At 58.3% G+C, this 14913-nt stretch carries 21 protein-coding genes; 11 read left to right on the top strand and 10 right to left on the bottom strand.

Annotated features, from left to right (window positions below):
• Window positions 1-28 precede the first annotated feature (28 nt).
• Window positions 29-289, bottom strand: a complete 261-nt coding sequence (locus BLU48_RS05550; protein WP_057024657.1) for a DUF2790 domain-containing protein — start codon at window positions 287-289, stop codon at window positions 29-31.
• A 220-nt stretch (window positions 290-509) separates the two neighbouring features.
• Here BLU48_RS05550 and BLU48_RS05555 point away from each other — a divergent pair, with 220 nt between their 5' ends.
• Entirely contained in the window at window positions 510-1187 is a 678-nt protein-coding gene (locus BLU48_RS05555; protein ID WP_057024658.1) for an HAD family hydrolase, read from the top strand.
• Between the two features lie 19 nt (window positions 1188-1206).
• Here BLU48_RS05555 and BLU48_RS05560 read toward each other — a convergent pair whose 3' ends face one another.
• From BLU48_RS05560 to csrA, 3 genes are all read right to left on the bottom strand, one after another.
• Entirely contained in the window at window positions 1207-1491 is a 285-nt protein-coding gene (locus BLU48_RS05560) for a hypothetical protein (RefSeq protein ID WP_057024687.1), read from the bottom strand.
• 92 nt (window positions 1492-1583) lie between these two features.
• Window positions 1584-1844: a hypothetical protein gene (locus BLU48_RS05565; protein WP_057024659.1), complete on the bottom strand. Its 261-nt coding sequence runs from the start codon at window positions 1842-1844 to the stop codon at window positions 1584-1586.
• 209 nt (window positions 1845-2053) lie between these two features.
• Complete coding sequence (gene csrA / locus BLU48_RS05570) at window positions 2054-2248, bottom strand: carbon storage regulator CsrA (protein WP_003192511.1); 195 nt, start codon at window positions 2246-2248, stop codon at window positions 2054-2056.
• 262 nt (window positions 2249-2510) lie between these two features.
• Here csrA and BLU48_RS05575 point away from each other — a divergent pair, with 262 nt between their 5' ends.
• A complete protein-coding gene (locus tag BLU48_RS05575) occupies window positions 2511-2876 on the top strand; it encodes an SPOR domain-containing protein (RefSeq protein WP_057024660.1) in 366 nt (121 codons plus the stop codon).
• Window positions 2877-2907: 31 nt separating this feature from the next.
• Here the strand turns inward: BLU48_RS05575 and BLU48_RS05580 are convergent, their stop codons facing one another.
• The 3 genes from BLU48_RS05580 to BLU48_RS05590 form a co-directional block, all read right to left on the bottom strand.
• Window positions 2908-3597, bottom strand: a complete 690-nt coding sequence (locus BLU48_RS05580; protein ID WP_046068918.1) for an endonuclease — start codon at window positions 3595-3597, stop codon at window positions 2908-2910.
• Window positions 3598-3601: 4 nt separating this feature from the next.
• Complete coding sequence (locus tag BLU48_RS05585) at window positions 3602-3853, bottom strand: DUF1654 domain-containing protein (RefSeq protein WP_231989017.1); 252 nt, start codon at window positions 3851-3853, stop codon at window positions 3602-3604.
• A gap of 243 nt (window positions 3854-4096) precedes the next feature.
• Window positions 4097-5185: an asparaginase gene (locus BLU48_RS05590; protein WP_057024661.1), complete on the bottom strand. Its 1089-nt coding sequence runs from the start codon at window positions 5183-5185 to the stop codon at window positions 4097-4099.
• Window positions 5186-5747: 562 nt separating this feature from the next.
• Between BLU48_RS05590 and BLU48_RS05595 the strand changes: the two genes are divergently transcribed.
• The 7 genes from BLU48_RS05595 to BLU48_RS05625 are packed head-to-tail and all read left to right on the top strand — an operon-like array spanning window position 5748 to window position 12716.
• On the top strand, window positions 5748-6707 hold the full coding sequence (locus tag BLU48_RS05595) for a sugar ABC transporter substrate-binding protein (RefSeq protein ID WP_046068915.1): 960 nt from the start codon (window positions 5748-5750) through the stop codon (window positions 6705-6707).
• A gap of 57 nt (window positions 6708-6764) precedes the next feature.
• Window positions 6765-8318, top strand: a complete 1554-nt coding sequence (locus BLU48_RS05600; RefSeq protein ID WP_057024662.1) for a sugar ABC transporter ATP-binding protein — start codon at window positions 6765-6767, stop codon at window positions 8316-8318.
• Window positions 8315-9292 carry an ABC transporter permease gene (locus tag BLU48_RS05605; RefSeq protein ID WP_003192502.1) on the top strand — a complete coding sequence of 326 codons (978 nt, stop codon included), beginning with the start codon at window positions 8315-8317 and terminating at the stop codon, window positions 9290-9292. Before BLU48_RS05600 ends, BLU48_RS05605 begins: the two co-directional genes overlap by 4 nt.
• Before the next feature lie 3 nt (window positions 9293-9295).
• A complete protein-coding gene (locus BLU48_RS05610) occupies window positions 9296-10318 on the top strand; it encodes a LacI family DNA-binding transcriptional regulator (RefSeq protein WP_057024663.1) in 1023 nt (340 codons plus the stop codon).
• 23 nt (window positions 10319-10341) lie between these two features.
• On the top strand, window positions 10342-11259 hold the full coding sequence (rbsK, locus tag BLU48_RS05615) for a ribokinase (RefSeq protein ID WP_057024664.1): 918 nt from the start codon (window positions 10342-10344) through the stop codon (window positions 11257-11259).
• Entirely contained in the window at window positions 11256-11660 is a 405-nt protein-coding gene (gene rbsD / locus BLU48_RS05620; RefSeq protein WP_046068911.1) for a D-ribose pyranase, read from the top strand. Before rbsK ends, rbsD begins: the two co-directional genes overlap by 4 nt.
• Window positions 11661-11687: 27 nt before the next feature.
• Complete coding sequence (locus tag BLU48_RS05625; RefSeq protein ID WP_057024665.1) at window positions 11688-12716, top strand: nucleoside hydrolase; 1029 nt, start codon at window positions 11688-11690, stop codon at window positions 12714-12716.
• Window positions 12717-12749: 33 nt separating this feature from the next.
• On the opposite strand, the gene BLU48_RS05630 is transcribed toward BLU48_RS05625, so the two are convergent.
• Window positions 12750-12956, bottom strand: coding sequence for a hypothetical protein (locus BLU48_RS05630; protein ID WP_057024666.1), 207 nt, complete (start codon window positions 12954-12956; stop codon window positions 12750-12752).
• Between the two features lie 155 nt (window positions 12957-13111).
• Here BLU48_RS05630 and BLU48_RS05635 point away from each other — a divergent pair, with 155 nt between their 5' ends.
• Window positions 13112-13417: a hypothetical protein gene (locus BLU48_RS05635; RefSeq protein ID WP_057024667.1), complete on the top strand. Its 306-nt coding sequence runs from the start codon at window positions 13112-13114 to the stop codon at window positions 13415-13417.
• Between the two features lie 144 nt (window positions 13418-13561).
• Entirely contained in the window at window positions 13562-13882 is a 321-nt protein-coding gene (locus BLU48_RS05640; protein ID WP_057014284.1) for an I78 family peptidase inhibitor, read from the top strand.
• A 73-nt stretch (window positions 13883-13955) separates the two neighbouring features.
• Here BLU48_RS05640 and BLU48_RS05645 read toward each other — a convergent pair whose 3' ends face one another.
• Window positions 13956-14168, bottom strand: coding sequence for a cold-shock protein (locus tag BLU48_RS05645; protein WP_003234260.1), 213 nt, complete (start codon window positions 14166-14168; stop codon window positions 13956-13958).
• A 289-nt stretch (window positions 14169-14457) separates the two neighbouring features.
• Window positions 14458-14772, bottom strand: coding sequence for a hypothetical protein (locus tag BLU48_RS05650; RefSeq protein WP_082636714.1), 315 nt, complete (start codon window positions 14770-14772; stop codon window positions 14458-14460).
• Window positions 14773-14913 lie beyond the last annotated feature (141 nt).

Below are 14913 nucleotides of genomic sequence, written 5' to 3' on the forward strand. Positions count from 1 at the left end.
TTCAATAAGTGGCGCAAGTGTAGCCCGATCAATTGTCACTGGCGCAACCGATGCCCTGGACCTGGTAATCCAGCACGTGTTCGCGTCCCTGGTGATCCAGGTAACGCAATTGCGCCGGTACGACCCCGCACTGGCCGTAGGTGTCGGTACTCGACACTACCTTGGCGACATCCAGGTGCACGAAGAAGCCGGTCTTGTCATGGATAACGCTAGAGGCTGGGGCCGTATCGGCAGCGAACGCGGAACCGGCGGCGAGCAGAGCGGAAAAACCGAGGGTAAACAGTTTCATGGTGGCATCTCTCGTTACGGATTGGCTGCCGCAGTGGCAGTGAGTCCACGGTAACCAGGTGACCCCAACAGCTAACCAACAGGATCATGACAAGTTCGTCATTGTTGGCTCGACACGAGCGCCCAGGCGCTCTGAGGATCGGGCCGTAGATGGCTCAGCGTTTACAAGCGTGAAGGTGATCCGTAGATTGCAGGGGTCCAGCTCATGAGGAAGCCGCGTAGTGTCCATCCCGAATCCAACTGTGTTTACCCGGCGCTATCGCGCCTTCCTGTTCGACATGGACGGGACGCTGCTTAACTCCATCGCTGCGGCCGAGCGGGTATGGAGCATCTGGGCGGAACGTCATGGCCTGGACGTGGAGGCGTTCCTGGGCACTATTCATGGCGCCCGCGCGATTGATACGATCAAGCGTCAGGCGTTGCCGGGTGTCGATCCCGAGGTGGAAGCCCGGTGGATCACCGAAGCTGAGTTGAATGACGTGGAAGGGGTTGTTGCGATTCCTGGCGCTGTAGAGTTTTTGAAGGGCTTGCCCATCGATCAATGGGCGCTGGTCACCTCTGCTCCAAAGGCGTTGGCGATGCGCCGACTGCAAGCGGCAGGCATTCCGGTGCCGGAAGTATTCGTGACGGCCGAAGATGTGGCGAGCGGCAAGCCAGATCCGGCCTGTTATGTGCTGGGCGCCCAGCGCCTGGGCGTGCCGGTGCAAGACTGCCTGGTATTCGAGGACGCCACGGTGGGCATCCGGGCGGGGGAGGCGGCGGGGGCGGATATCATGGTCGTGACCTCTGCGCACCTGACGCCGATGGTGACTGAGCATGCTTGTATCGAGGGATACAACGGGTTGCGGGCGCTACGCGACGATGATGGCTTGCTTTGCGTTCATCCGTTGACGTCTTGATGCACAGAAGGCCGAGCCTTTACCGGGCTCGGCCTCCTGTGCAGGCGACTGCTTGCAACCGGCTGCTTTTCATTCCCTGACGCGACAGCACCATTTCCCTGAGTATCTCTGTGGCGAGCCGGTTGATGGCTTCAGTGCCGTGATAATGCGCCCGCACGATTCCGGTAACCGCAAAATGATCGGTTTCCGGGCCGCTGAGAACGGCTGACAGGGTACCGTCGGCATGCAGGGTGCACTCAACCGTGTAGCTGGGCAGGCGGTCTGCCAAGGCCTTTTCGATTTGGGATTTGCTGAGCGTGTCCATCTGGTCCTGCACCTTTGACTGACTGTGCATGCCCAAGCATAGGTCTTGTTGCTCAACTGTAAATACCGGCGATCCGATAGCATGCAACGGTATCAGCGCAGGGTTTGCTGGTGGGCACGATGAGCTGCGCGTTGGCACAACTTGCGCAAAATAACCTTTTGGAGGGGTTTGAGGCAGAACACCAGCAAGTAGCCACACAGCAGAAGTGTCAAGTCCAGCCAGGCGTGGTCATCGGGAAAGGCCCGTTCAGCTTCCACTCTCAGCCCATACCCGAGCGCCAGGAAAACCAAGCCTATCAGCAGGGCGATCATCCAGGATCGGGTAACAAGTGGGGGCGTCGCGACTGGCCTCATCGACGTGCTCCTGAATGCACTCGGATGGCAGGAAAAAGCGTCACAAATTGGGCTGCGAATAGTTCGACAAGTTCCAGATACCCTGACAGTTTCATCTTGCAGCGAAGGGCCATGCTCAAGGTGCGCTGGCCACGCCGGAAAGCGCGATCAGGCTAATTGGGTTTTCGCCAGCCGTTACAATGAACGAAAAGGCTGGCTACTGAGGCGTTTCAAGGCGTCTGGTTTTTGTCGGGTGCAGTCAGGCCAGCCTGGATGCGCTGGTAAATCTCCTCGCGATGCACGGCAACATCCTTGGGGGCGTTGATGCCGATTCGTACTTGCTGGCCGCTAACGCCCAGGATGGTGATCGTAATGTCATCACCGATGTTTATGCTTTCACCGACTTTGCGGGTGAGTATAAGCATGGACTTCTCCTTGATTACTTTTAAGGACACATGTTTCAGACAGGGCAGGTGTCGGATGTGTGTAGCTTACTGCGAAGCGCTTCCCTGTGACTGCCTCTTTTAGGACGCATAGAGGCGACATTAATTCCCATGGCGGCATCATACAGGTCGCGATACATCATTCGCATTGTTTAAGCCAACGTTTATGACGGCCAGAATAGACAGTGAATGGTAAAGTCGCCTCTTTGAACCTCAAAGGAGCAGGGCAGTGCGTAAAGTAGCGATGGCAATTGTGGTGTTGACGTTGGCCGGATGCGGTGAAGGTAAATCGGTCGATGCCCCCAAGGCCAAGCCTGCCGTGACCGAAAGCCTGCCACAAACCGGTGCGATTGCCGCTCAGGAATGGGATCTATGGGTCGGCCCGCCGGACCACAAGCTGCAGGCGATCACTGACCTGACCGCCTGGTTGCTGGAGCATGGTTTCAGTTTTTACATCGTGAAGGTCGATGGCAAGGATGAAGTGCGGCTGGGCCCGTTCGCCACCAAAGCGGAGGCAGAAGCCAGGCAGGCGTTGCTTAACGAAAAGATGGCGAGGGCCAAGAAAACCGATACGGTGTCGGAGATCATCGAACACAAGGTCGCGCAGTAAGGGCCTGAGTGGGCGGCAGCCCCGCCCACATTCAGCCGCAGGCCTTAAGGTTCACCGGGCCGACAAACTCGTTGCCTCGTCCCATCACACAGGCCACGGTCTGGTTGCGCTGGCGCTCCCAGGTCTGCACCGGATAGGTCTTGTTCCAGGCTTCATACAGTTGCCGGTCCTGTTTCGACAGGCGCAGACCGTACTGCTTGCTCATGTAAAAATACGTGCGGGCAATCATTCCACGAATGGACGGGCGCGGCATGACCTTCTTGGCCTTGAAATCCACCTGGGTCAGGCATGAGCCGTACTGCCCGCTTTGTATCGGCAGCCAGCCAAAGCTGAAGTTGTTACGGTCGCCATTCACTTCGCCGATGCTCGGCACCAGGTTGTGCAGGTCAGCTTCGGCGCGTTTGAACACCTCGTCATGGCGCGTGCAGTTTTTTCGCCCGCCACTTTGCCAACATTGGCGCTGATGCCCGATTTGCCAGGCAGGCACGATGTGTTCCCACTCGATGCGCGCAGCGCGGTTGGCGTTTTTGCGTGGGATGTAGCCACAGGCCTTCAGGTCCACACGATTACCCGTGTACTTACACCCGCAGTAGAACTCGGTGGATTGCGGGGCGTAGAGCTTCCAGGCAATTTTCTTGGCTTCGCTGAAGGTTCGAGGTGCTTGGGCGTGGGCGGTGATGGTAAAAAACAGACAGCACAGGGCAATAAAGCGGGCACTCATTCAATCAATCTTCCTTCGGCACAACCCAGAAAATCTGCACGCCGCCGTCATCCCGATAGGCCAGGGTGACATTGTCGTTTTCAGCAATTTCTTCCAGAAGACGCTGCCACTCGTCTTCCGGCTCATCGGGTAAACGGAAGATCAAGGCTGCCTTGGCTTTCTGCGCGTTGGTCGAATTGATGATTTTTTGCACGCGAATGGCCAGGCGCTGGTAGGCGTCAGGCGATGCGGGTACTGCGGACGAGGGCTTTGCCACGGAGCATTCCTTAATAGGCTGTACGCACATACAGTATTTAAATGTAGGCGATTTCGCAACTGCTTAAATTTCAAGAAGTTGGTCTGACAGCGATTAAGGGAGTTTGTTGAGAGGTGGGACAAAGGAACTGTAGGAGCGAGCTTGCTCGCAAAAACGTGATAGCGCCGCAATAAGTCAGGCTTTGCGCGTTATCGTTAGCGTTCTTCGCGAGCAAGCTCGCTCCTACAGGTAGATCACCAGGAATCAGTATTCCCAGAACATCCGTTGCAGTTCCTTGCTGTCCTGGGTCTTGGTCAGGGCGACCATTGCCAGGATGCGGGCTTTCTGCGGGTTCAGGTCATGGGCAGCAACCCAGTCATATTTGTCGTCTGGTTGTTCCGCGTTACGCAGGACGAAACCGCCGGCATTCACATGGGAAGAGCGAATGATCTGCACGCCTTGCTTGCGCAGTTCCTGCAAGGCAGGGACCACCTTGGAGGATACCGAGCCATTGCCGGTACCGGCATGGATGATGGCCTTGGCGCCAGCCTGGGCCAGTGCCTTGACGGCGGTGTCGCTCACGTTGCCATAACCGTAGGCAATTTCGACATCGGGCAGGCTCTTGATGGTCTTGATATCGAATTCGGAATCCATGGTGTGACGCTTGGCCGGCAGGCGGAACCAATAGGATTTGCCTTCAACAACCATGCCCAGCGGACCCCACGGGCTCTTGAATGCCTCGGTCTTGATGTTGATCATCTTGCTCACGTCGCGACCCGATTGGATCTCGTCGTTCATGGTGACCAGTACGCCTTTGCCCCGTGCATCCTTGCTGCCGGCGACGGCAACCGCGTTGTACAGGTTGAGCATGCCGTCCGCCGACATGGCGGTGCCTGGGCGCATGGAGCCGACCACCACGATAGGCTTGTCGGTTTTCTCCACCAGGTTCAGGAAGTAGGCGGTTTCTTCAAGGGTGTCGGTGCCGTGGGTGATCACGATACCATCCACGTCCTTGCTGTCGGCCAGTTCGGCGACGCGACGGCCCAGTTGCAGCAGGTTTTCGTTGTTGATGCTTTCCGAGGCAATTTGCATCACCTGCTCGCCGCGTACATTGGCGATCTGGCCAAGCTCAGGAACGCCGGCAATCAGTTGTTCGATGCCGACCTTGGCGGCCTGGTAGGTAGCGCTATTGGCGGCACTGGCGCCGGCGCCGGCGATGGTGCCGCCTGTGGCCAGGATGACCACGTTGGACAATTTAGTCTTGGTTTCAACTTCTTTTGCCTGGGCGGCAAGGGGGAACAGCAGCAGGAGCGCGAGGGCGCCCGGGACAAAGTTCTTCAGTGCAGATGTCATTATTTTTCTCTCTGGTTTTTGATGAGTGCTGTAGCAGGTTCATCTAGAACACCCGGGCGGTTCTGAGCGCCGCAGGGTGCTGGGAAAGAGCAGGATTCGTACCAGACTGATGGTGCCTGCTGCTTTAATTTAACGTTTTGATTTAGAACAAATTTTGTCGGCATTTAAGATTGCTGGCGCGACGCTTCGTCCGGCTTTCCGAACGATGCAGGGCTGTGGTGTTCGGTTGTCCGAAAGCTGTATGGATTATCTTGGCAACTCGCACGGCTTCGGCAGGCATCATCTGTCGTTTCAGGGGTTATGCGGTAAAGGGCTTTGCTTAAACGTATCAGTGGCTCCGGTGAAGTCGCCAGTGCTGGAGAGCTGGATGAAAGGCTTGTTTTCTACCGTTGACAAATCCCGACAAGGTTCTCATAGTTTGTTAACGCAAACGTTTGCGAGATGTTTCACGGCACACTCCTCGAGTACCGTGACAGCTCGTATCGGCCACCCAGGTGGGAGGCTACCGAAGGGTCTTCGGTGCAAGCGTTGCTCACAATAATCATAAGATCGGAGTGAACCCATGAAGCTGCCATTTGCTGGACGTCTTCTTGCTGTCGCTGTGCTTGCTGCCGCATCCGCCGCTTTACCTCTCTCCTCTGCATTTGCTGAAGACGCCGCCGCCAAACCCAAGGTCGGCCTGGTGATGAAATCCCTTGCCAATGAATTCTTCGTCACGATGCAAGAGGGTGCGAAGGCTTATCAGAAAGATCACGCCGCCGATTTCGACATGATTACCAACGGTATCAAGAACGAAACCGACACCAGCGCACAGATTGCCATCGTCAATGAAATGATCAATTCCAAGGTCAATGCCATTGTGATCGCGCCCGCCGATTCCAAAGCGCTGGCCAACGTGCTGAAAAAAGCCTCTGACGCTGGCATCAAGGTCGTCAACATCGACAACCGCCTTGACCCTGACGTACTCAAAAGCAAAAACCTCGATATTCCTTTCGTAGGCCCGGACAACCGCAAAGGCTCCAAGCTGGTGGGCGACTACCTGGCCAAGCAGCTCTCTGCGGGTGACAAGGTTGGCATCATCGAAGGCGTACCGACCACCACCAACGCCCAGCAGCGTACCGCAGGCTACAAGGATGCGATGGACGCCGCAGGCATGAAGATCGTTTCCACCCAATCCGGTAATTGGGAAATCGACCAGGGCCAGAAAGTTGCGTCGGCGATGCTGAGCGAACACCCCGACCTCAAGGCCCTGTTGGCCGGTAACGACAACATGGCCCTGGGCGCTGTTTCTGCCGTACGTGCCGCGGGCAAGGCCGGCAAGGTGCTGGTCGTAGGCTACGACAACATTGAAGCCATCAAGCCGATGCTGCAGGACGGGCGTGTGCTCGCGACTGCCGACCAGGCCGCCGCCCAGCAAGCGGTGTTCGGTATCCAGAACGCGCTGAAGCTGGTCAAGGGTGAAAAGGTCGATGCCAAAGATGGCGTGATCGAAACCCCGGTCGAACTCGTCCTCAAGAAGTAATCCTGGCAGTACCCAACAGCGCTCGCTCGTCCTGAGCGGGCGCCTGGAGATTTTCCTATGTCATCTTCCGCCCCGAACGCTGTCCTCTCGGTCAGCGGTATCGGTAAGACCTATGCCCAGCCGGTTCTGTCCGACATCACCCTGACGCTCAATCGCGGGGAAGTGCTGGCGCTGACCGGTGAGAACGGCGCAGGCAAAAGTACCTTGTCGAAGATCATTGGCGGCCTGGTCACGCCGACCACCGGGCACATGCAGTTCAATGGCCAGGATTACCTTCCTGGCAGTCGCACCCAGGCCGAAGCGCTGGGCGTACGCATGGTCATGCAGGAACTCAACCTGCTGCCGACGCTGACGGTGGCTGAAAACCTGTTCCTGGATAATCTGCCGAGCAGCTGTGGCTGGATCAGCCGCAAACAACTGCGCAAGGCTGCGATCGAAGCCATGGCCCAGGTCGGCCTGGACGCGATCGACCCGGATACGCTGGTTGGCAGCCTGGGCATTGGTCATCAGCAAATGGTCGAGATTGCCCGTAACCTGATTGGCGACTGTCATGTGCTGATCCTCGACGAACCCACGGCCATGCTGACCGCCCGTGAAGTCGAGATGCTGTTTGAACAAATCACCCGCCTGCAGGCCCGGGGCGTGGCGATCATTTATATTTCGCACCGGCTGGAAGAGCTGGCCCGTGTCGCCCAGCGCATTGCAGTATTGCGCGACGGCAAGCTGGTCTGCGTCGAGCCGATGGCCAATTACAACAGCGAGCAGCTGGTGACCTTGATGGTCGGTCGCGAGTTGGGCGAACACATCGACCTGGGTCCACGTACGATCGGTGCCCCGGCCTTGACCGTGACCGGCCTGAGCCGCTCGGACAAGGTTCGCGACGTCTCATTTGCAGTGCGAGCTGGCGAGATCTATGGCATCTCCGGCTTGATCGGCGCCGGTCGCACCGAATTGCTCCGCCTGATCTTCGGCGCCGACCTGGCCGACAGCGGCACCGTGGCCCTGGGCTCGCCGGCCAAGGTGGTGAGTATCCGCTCGCCGGTGGACGCGGTCGGTCACGGCATTGCCCTGATCACCGAAGACCGCAAAGGCGAGGGCCTGCTGCTGACCCAGTCCATCAGCGCCAATATCGCCCTGGGTAACATGCCGGAAATCTCCGGTGGCGGCCTGGTCAATAGCCGCGATGAAACGGCCTTGGCCAAGCGCCAGATCGACGCCATGCGGATCCGCAGTTCCAGCCCGGCGCAATTGGTCTCCGAGCTGTCGGGGGGCAACCAGCAGAAGGTGGTGATCGGCCGTTGGCTGGAGCGCGATTGTTCGGTGATGCTGTTCGATGAGCCGACCCGAGGTATCGACGTCGGCGCCAAGTTCGACATTTATGCCTTGCTCGGCGAACTGACGCGCCAGGGTAAGGCGTTGGTGGTGGTGTCCAGTGACCTGCGCGAACTGATGCTGATCTGTGACCGCATCGGTGTGTTGTCCGCCGGGCGCCTGATCCAGACCTTCGAGCGTGACAGCTGGACCCAGGACGAATTGCTCGCCGCCGCCTTTGCCGGCTATCAGAAACGTGATGCGCTGCTCAACGAAGCAGCGCCTAGGAATACCCCATGAAAACAAGCATTTCCCCCGGTAAGACTGGCGGCAACTTCTATGGCCTGGGTACTTACCTGGGTCTGGCGGGCGCTTTGCTGGCGATGATTGCGCTGTTCTCGGTGCTCAGCGACCACTTCTTGTCCTATGACACCTTCAGTACCCTGGCCAACCAGATTCCGGACCTGATGGTGCTGGCGGTAGGCATGACCTTCATCCTGATCATCGGCGGCATCGATCTGTCGGTAGGTTCCGTACTGGCATTGGCGGCGTCGGCGGTCAGCGTGGCGATTCTTGGCTGGGGCTGGAGCGTGCTGCCGGCCGCCCTGCTGGGCATGGGCTGCGCCGCATTGGCCGGTACTATCACCGGCTCTATCACCGTGGCCTGGCGCATTCCGTCATTTATCGTGTCCCTGGGTGTGCTGGAGATGGCTCGCGGCGTGGCCTACCAGATGACCGGCTCGCGCACCGCCTATATCGGTGACTCGTTTGCCTGGCTGTCCAACCCGATTGCCTTTGGCATTTCACCGTCGTTCATCATTGCGCTGCTGGTGATCATTGCGGCCCAGCTGGTTCTGACCCGTACTGTATTCGGGCGTTACCTGATCGGTATCGGCACCAACGAAGAGGCGGTGCGCCTGGCTGGCATCAATCCCAAGCCCTACAAGATCCTGGTATTCAGCCTGATGGGCCTGTTGGCCGGTGTGGCTGCCCTGTTCCAAATTTCGCGTCTGGAGGCGGCGGACCCGAATGCCGGTTCGGGCCTGGAACTGCAAGTGATCGCCGCCGTGGTGATTGGCGGCACCAGCCTGATGGGCGGGCGCGGTTCGGTCATCAGTACGTTCTTCGGTGTGTTGATCATTTCGGTATTGGCTGCCGGCCTGGCGCAGATCGGCGCAACGGAGCCCACGAAACGCATCATTACCGGTGCAGTGATCGTGATCGCCGTCGTCCTCGATACTTACCGCAGCCAGCGCGCCAGTCGGCGGGGCTGAACCATGGCAACGATCAAGGATGTGGCAGCGCTTGCAGGTATTTCCTACACCACGGTGTCCCATGTGGTGAACAAGACGCGCCCGGTCAGCGAGCCGGTACGCATCAAGGTCGAGGCGGCGATCAAGCAACTGGACTACGTGCCCAGCGCCGTAGCACGTTCGCTCAAGGCCAAGACCACGGCCACCATCGGCTTGCTGGTGCCCAACAGCCTCAACCCGTATTTTGCGGAGCTGGCCCGCGGCATCGAGGATTACTGCGAGCGTAATGGCTACTGCGTGATCCTCTGCAACTCCGATGACGACGCTGAAAAGCAGCGCAGTTACTTGCGCGTACTGCTGGAAAAGCGTGTCGACGGCTTGATCGTGACGTCGGTAGGTGGTGATGACAGTGGCCTTGCCGCTGGCTTGAGTGCGGTGCGCACGCCCATGGTGATTGTCGACCGGGCGCTGGATGGCATCGATGTCGATCTGGTGCGCATTGATCACGAAGAGGGCGCTTACCTCGCGACACGGCACTTGCTGGAGTTGGGGCATCGGGACATTGCCTGTATCGGCGGCCCGGGGCATACCCGCGTGGCGCAGATGCGGCTTGCAGGCTACCAGCGTGCATTGCGTGAGGCCGGCGTCGAGGTGCTGGCCAATCGTATCCTGGAAAGCGATTTTACCAGCACCGGAGGTTACGCCGCGGCGGTGCAGATGCTATCGGAGAACCCGCCCAGTGCGATCTTCGCCAGCAACGACATGATCGGTTTTGGAGTGCTGCGCGCCGCCGCTGAACGTAATATCCGCGTGCCAGGCGAGTTGTCGGTGATCGGCTTCGATGACATTCAGATGGGGCGCTACGTCTACCCGGCGCTGACCACGGTCGGGCAGTCGATCCTGCAACTGGGCGAGATGGCCGCCGAATTACTGCTCAACCGTATAGCAACACCCCAACTGCCGATCGAGCAACGTATCGTGACGCCGAGTATTGTTTTGCGTGAGTCAACGGCGCCACTGGGCGGTGTATTCGCCCAATACCGCTGAACCGAATTGATGAGTACTGATGTATGCCAGCAAAAGTAGTGATAGTAGGCAGCTTGAACATGGACCTGGTCACCCGCGCCAGTCGCTTGCCGCGTGCCGGTGAAACCCTGGTCGGCCAAAGTTTTTCCACCGTTCCCGGAGGCAAGGGCGCCAACCAGGCCGTCGCGTCGGCGCGCCTGGGGGCCGATGTTGCGATGATTGGTTGCATCGGTACTGACGCCTACGGCAGTCAATTGCGCGAGGCGTTGGTGGCGGAAGGCATCGATTGCCAAGCGGTCAGCACCGTAGAAGGTTCCAGTGGTGTGGCGTTGATCGTGGTGGATGACAGCAGCCAGAACGCAATTGTCATTGTGGCGGGTAGCAACGGTGAGCTGACGCCCGAGTCGCTGAAAACCTGCGACGCTGTGCTGCAGGCCGCAGAGGTGATCATCTGCCAGCTTGAAGTGCCGATGGACACCGTAGGCTATACGCTCAAGCGCGGTCGTGAGTTGGGCAAGACGGTCATCCTCAATCCGGCCCCGGCAAGCGGACCCCTGCCCGCGCAGTGGTATGCCTCGATCGACTACCTGATCCCTAATGAAAGTGAGGCCAGCGCCCTGAGCGGTGTAGCGGTCGACTCGCTCGACAGCGCCAAGGTCGCCGCGATGGCGCTGATCAAGGCGGGGGCGGGTAAAGTCATCATCACCCTGGGCGCCCAGGGCGCGCTGTTCACCGATGGTAAAAGCTTCGAGCATCTGGTCGCGCCGAAGGTCAAGGCGGTGGACACCACGGCCGCCGGCGACACCTTCGTCGGTGGCTTTGCCGCTGCGTTGGCTGCTGGCAAGAGCGAGCCCGAGGCCATCCGTTTTGGCCAGGTCGCGGCAGCGTTGTCAGTCACCCGTAACGGCGCTCAGCCTTCCATTCCTACGCTGCAGGACGTACAAGGTTTTGTGCCCTCATGAAAAAGACCCCACTGCTCAATATTGCCTTGTCACGCGTAATCGCGTCCCTGGGCCATGGTGACATCCTGGTCATCGGCGATGCCGGCCTGCCGGTACCTCCCGGTGTGGAGCTGATCGACCTGGCGCTGACCCAGGGCATTCCGGATTTCATCAGCACATTACGCATTGTGCTGAGCGAAATGCAGGTTGAAAGCCACGTGCTGGCCGAAGAAATCCTGCTTAAGCAACCGCCGGCTCTGACCGAACTCAATACACTCACAGAGCAGGCTGCGTTGGGTGAACGACGCCTGCTCAGCCATGATCAGTTCAAACAACTGAGTCGCAACGCCCGCGCGGTTGTGCGCACCGGCGAATGCCAGCCTTACTGCAATATCGCGCTGGTGTCCGGCGTAACGTTCTAGCGTCCCCCCTATGACAAGGAGTGCTTTATGCAACGTGGTCTAGCTACCCTGAAAAACCTGTTCCGGAGTGTCCTGCTTTTGTCCGCGCTCACAGCAGCAAGCGCCCAGGCGGCGGAAAAAATCGACCTGATCATCGACACTGATCCGGGCGCCGATGATGTGGTGGCGCTGTTGTTTGCCATGGCTTCGCCAGAGGAATTGAGCATTCGTGCGCTGACCACCGTCGCCGGTAACGTGCGCCTGGACAAGACCTCCCGCAATGCACGCCTGGCGCGCGAGTGGGCAGGGCGCGAGGATATCCCGGTGTATGCCGGGGCACCCGCGCCGCTGTTGCGCAAGCCGATCTATGCCGAGAACATCCATGGCAAGGAAGGCATTTCCGGCGTCACCGTGCACGAACCGAAAAAAGGCCTGGCCGAAGGCAATGCCGTTGACTACCTGATCAAGACCCTGGGCAGCGCCAAGCCGCACAGCATTACCATCGCCATGCTCGGGCCGCAGACCAACCTGGCGCTGGCGCTGACTCAGGCGCCGGAAATCACCCAAGGCATCAAGGAAGTGGTGGTGATGGGCGGTGCGCACTTCAATGGCGGCAATATCACACCGGTGGCCGAGTTCAACCTGTTCGCCGATCCAGTCGCGGCTGAGATCGTGCTCAAAAGCGGTGTGAAGTTGACTTACTTGCCGTTGGATGTGACCCATAAAGTCCTCACCAGCGATGCGCGCCTGAAAAAAATTGCGGACCTTAACAACAACGCGAGCAAGGTCGTCAGCAGCATTCTGAATGAGTACGTCAAGGGTGACATGGAGCACTACGGCATTCCGGGCGGTCCGGTCCACGATGCGACCGTGGTTGCCTACCTGCTCAAGCCTTCGCTGTTCAGCGGTCGTCAGGCCAATATGGTCGTAGACAGCCGCGAAGGTCCGACTTTCGGCCAGACCATCGTCGATTGGTATGACGGACTCAAGCAGGAGAAAAATGTGTTCTGGGTGGAGAACGGCGACGCCCAAGGCTTCTTCGATCTGCTGACCGAGCGTCTGGCGCGTCTGAAGTAAGGCGTTTACCGGTCAGCGTCCGCTGGCCGGTTCTTATTTGTGCGCTTGTGCACCCATGTGGTCGGCCGGGTATTTCTCGAATACCTGGCCGATGAAGGCTTGTGCGGCTTGGGTGCCCAGCTCCTTGACCAGCAGGTCGATACCGATGATCGCCATTTCTTCCGGGCTTGCGGGGCTGTAGGAGCTTTGCCCTTGGGGCCATTTGGCTTTGATGTCGGCTTGGATCGTTACGGTGGTCATGGACGTCTCACGGGCTGAAAGTACTGGGCAATGCGCTGGAATGCGGTTCCAGCGGGCGCAGTTAAGCATTTTACGCGGCATTTGGCACTGCTACTTAGGCATGAAGGAAGGGGTGTGCGACACTGCCAGCCTGTCCAATAGCCGGGAAACAACGCGTGCAGATCAATTTGAACAACCCTGAGGAGCTGACCCAGGCGACCGTGCGCGAACTGCTTGCCAGCGCCAGTGACGATGAACATACCCAACTGCGGGTGACCAAGGAGGGTATTGCCTATATTTCTTCAGGGATCGTGGGAGGCGTTGACATCGACGGCCTGCTCTTTCGCCTGGAGACCTGGTCAAAGGGCTCCGGGTATGTCGGCATCGTCGCGGCAAGCGACGAAGTCTGGGTCATGCAGATTTTTAACGCGCTGAAGCAGAATTGGCCTACACCTTCTTCTGACTACATTGATATCTACTAAGTGCGTTCATATCTAGTCACGATTGACAGGGCGCTTGACTGCTGTGAGTGAGGCAGACTTGCGCGCAGGCGGTTAACGTCTTGAAACCAATCGCTTTGACTGCTGTCGCACGATCTCTGTCCATTTTTTATCATAGGAGGCTTCATGCCTTGGAAGCTCGCATCATTCGGTACTTTGTTGGCAGCACTCGCGTTGGCGGGTTGCAGCACCCCGGGTGCCTCTGAGCCAGGCAAAGACGCCACCGCGACCGATGCCGGTCATAGCCGCTGTGAGTCGAAGGCCGCCGAGTTTGCAATCGGCCAGAAGGCCTCGCCCCAGTTGCTGGAGCAGGCCCGTACGCGTGCCGGTGCGCAGAATGCACGCATTCTCAAGCCCAACGATATGATCACGCTGGAGTATCGCTCCGACCGCTTGAACCTGAATACCGATAACAACCTGGTAATCACTCGGGTCAATTGCGGCTGATCGCCCTGCGGCTTTTGCATCGCCCATAAAAAACCCCGCCACATGGACGGGGTTTTTTTAGCTCAGCGGGGAATTACTCGCCGCGAACCTGTGCAGCTTGCATACCCTTTTGGCCTTTCTCAGCCACGAAGGAAACAGTCTGGCCTTCTTTCAGGCTTTTGAAACCGTCGCTTTCGATAGCTTTGAAGTGTACGAACAGGTCGTCACCGCCACCTTGAGGAGTGATGAAGCCGAAGCCTTTTTCATCGTTGAACCATTTAACGGTGCCGGTTTGGCGATTAGACATGGTGTATCTCCAAGAAACATATATTTTCAGTAGTGCTGTGCTGCTCAGGCCAACTGGGCACACTGGGCTATCATAGTCGAAATGTTCGACTTGGGAGCCCCCCCAAGGCATTGTTTGCCAATCAATCGCGTTGCGTTTGATCCTTGGACCGGCTGAAAGCCCCGATCTACGGGGCTTTGCGGTGAAATATCAGCTGTTAAAAAAAGCCGTAAAACCTGCATATTTTGTGCGAAATAGCAGTTTTGAGGCCGTTTTTTCAGTGAAATGGCCGTCTGATCAGTGGTCAATCTTACTTTTTCTTCACGACTTTGCAGGACGAAATAGCCGTGACTGCTTTGTTTTTAAGCTCCGGGCTGGCGTTCTGGTTGGTCATGAGTTCCTTGATCTCGGCAGAGCTCAATTCGGCATTGATCTTGTCGGCGCCACACTCGCAGTGGGCTTTGGCAGTCTTGACGTCTACGTTCCGACTGGCGGTGGCGCTGCAGTCGCTCACAAAGCTGTCACGGGCACCAGCTGGCCAGTTGGAGGGGGCTGCGGCCTGTGCGCCGAGGGAAAGGAGGCTCAGGGTAGCGGCGACAGCGAGGGTAGAGGTGAAACGCATCATGGGATGCTCCTTTGGGTCGAGGACGAACGGCGATTCTCAGTGGGTTTGAGGCCCGGCGTACAGCTCAAGTTCACTTTTGCAGCTATAAAGCCTCGAAATGCTGTTTACACAAAGCTTCGCCGGCGCGACGACCGTTCATCT

Source organism: Pseudomonas synxantha, assembly GCF_900105675.1.
In the GTDB taxonomy this organism is placed as follows: Bacteria; Pseudomonadota; Gammaproteobacteria; order Pseudomonadales; family Pseudomonadaceae; genus Aquipseudomonas; species Aquipseudomonas synxantha.

Bases quoted from the DNA above. Each gene is read 5' to 3' on its own strand.
- BLU48_RS05650 (WP_082636714.1), bottom strand. From the start codon at position 14,772: ATGATGCGTTTCACCTCTACCCTCGCTGTCGCCGCTACCCTGAGCCTC.
- BLU48_RS05610 (WP_057024663.1), top strand. From the start codon at position 9,296: ATGGCAACGATCAAGGATGTGGCAGCGCTTGCAGGTATTTCCTACACC.
- BLU48_RS05550 (WP_057024657.1), bottom strand. From the start codon at position 289: ATGAAACTGTTTACCCTCGGTTTTTCCGCTCTGCTCGCCGCCGGTTCC.
- BLU48_RS05645 (WP_003234260.1), bottom strand. From the start codon at position 14,168: ATGTCTAATCGCCAAACCGGCACCGTTAAATGGTTCAACGATGAAAAA.
- BLU48_RS05590 (WP_057024661.1), bottom strand. From the start codon at position 5,185: ATGACATCTGCACTGAAGAACTTTGTCCCGGGCGCCCTCGCGCTCCTG.
- BLU48_RS05640 (WP_057014284.1), top strand. From the start codon at position 13,562: ATGCCTTGGAAGCTCGCATCATTCGGTACTTTGTTGGCAGCACTCGCG.
- BLU48_RS05560 (WP_057024687.1), bottom strand. From the start codon at position 1,491: ATGGACACGCTCAGCAAATCCCAAATCGAAAAGGCCTTGGCAGACCGC.
- rbsD (WP_046068911.1), top strand. From the start codon at position 11,256: ATGAAAAAGACCCCACTGCTCAATATTGCCTTGTCACGCGTAATCGCG.
- BLU48_RS05605 (WP_003192502.1), top strand. From the start codon at position 8,315: ATGAAAACAAGCATTTCCCCCGGTAAGACTGGCGGCAACTTCTATGGC.
- csrA (WP_003192511.1), bottom strand. From the start codon at position 2,248: ATGCTTATACTCACCCGCAAAGTCGGTGAAAGCATAAACATCGGTGAT.
- BLU48_RS05595 (WP_046068915.1), top strand. From the start codon at position 5,748: ATGAAGCTGCCATTTGCTGGACGTCTTCTTGCTGTCGCTGTGCTTGCT.
- BLU48_RS05575 (WP_057024660.1), top strand. From the start codon at position 2,511: ATGGCAATTGTGGTGTTGACGTTGGCCGGATGCGGTGAAGGTAAATCG.
- BLU48_RS05600 (WP_057024662.1), top strand. From the start codon at position 6,765: ATGTCATCTTCCGCCCCGAACGCTGTCCTCTCGGTCAGCGGTATCGGT.
- BLU48_RS05625 (WP_057024665.1), top strand. From the start codon at position 11,688: ATGCAACGTGGTCTAGCTACCCTGAAAAACCTGTTCCGGAGTGTCCTG.
- BLU48_RS05630 (WP_057024666.1), bottom strand. From the start codon at position 12,956: ATGACCACCGTAACGATCCAAGCCGACATCAAAGCCAAATGGCCCCAA.
- rbsK (WP_057024664.1), top strand. From the start codon at position 10,342: ATGCCAGCAAAAGTAGTGATAGTAGGCAGCTTGAACATGGACCTGGTC.
- BLU48_RS05580 (WP_046068918.1), bottom strand. From the start codon at position 3,597: ATGAGTGCCCGCTTTATTGCCCTGTGCTGTCTGTTTTTTACCATCACC.
- BLU48_RS05565 (WP_057024659.1), bottom strand. From the start codon at position 1,844: ATGAGGCCAGTCGCGACGCCCCCACTTGTTACCCGATCCTGGATGATC.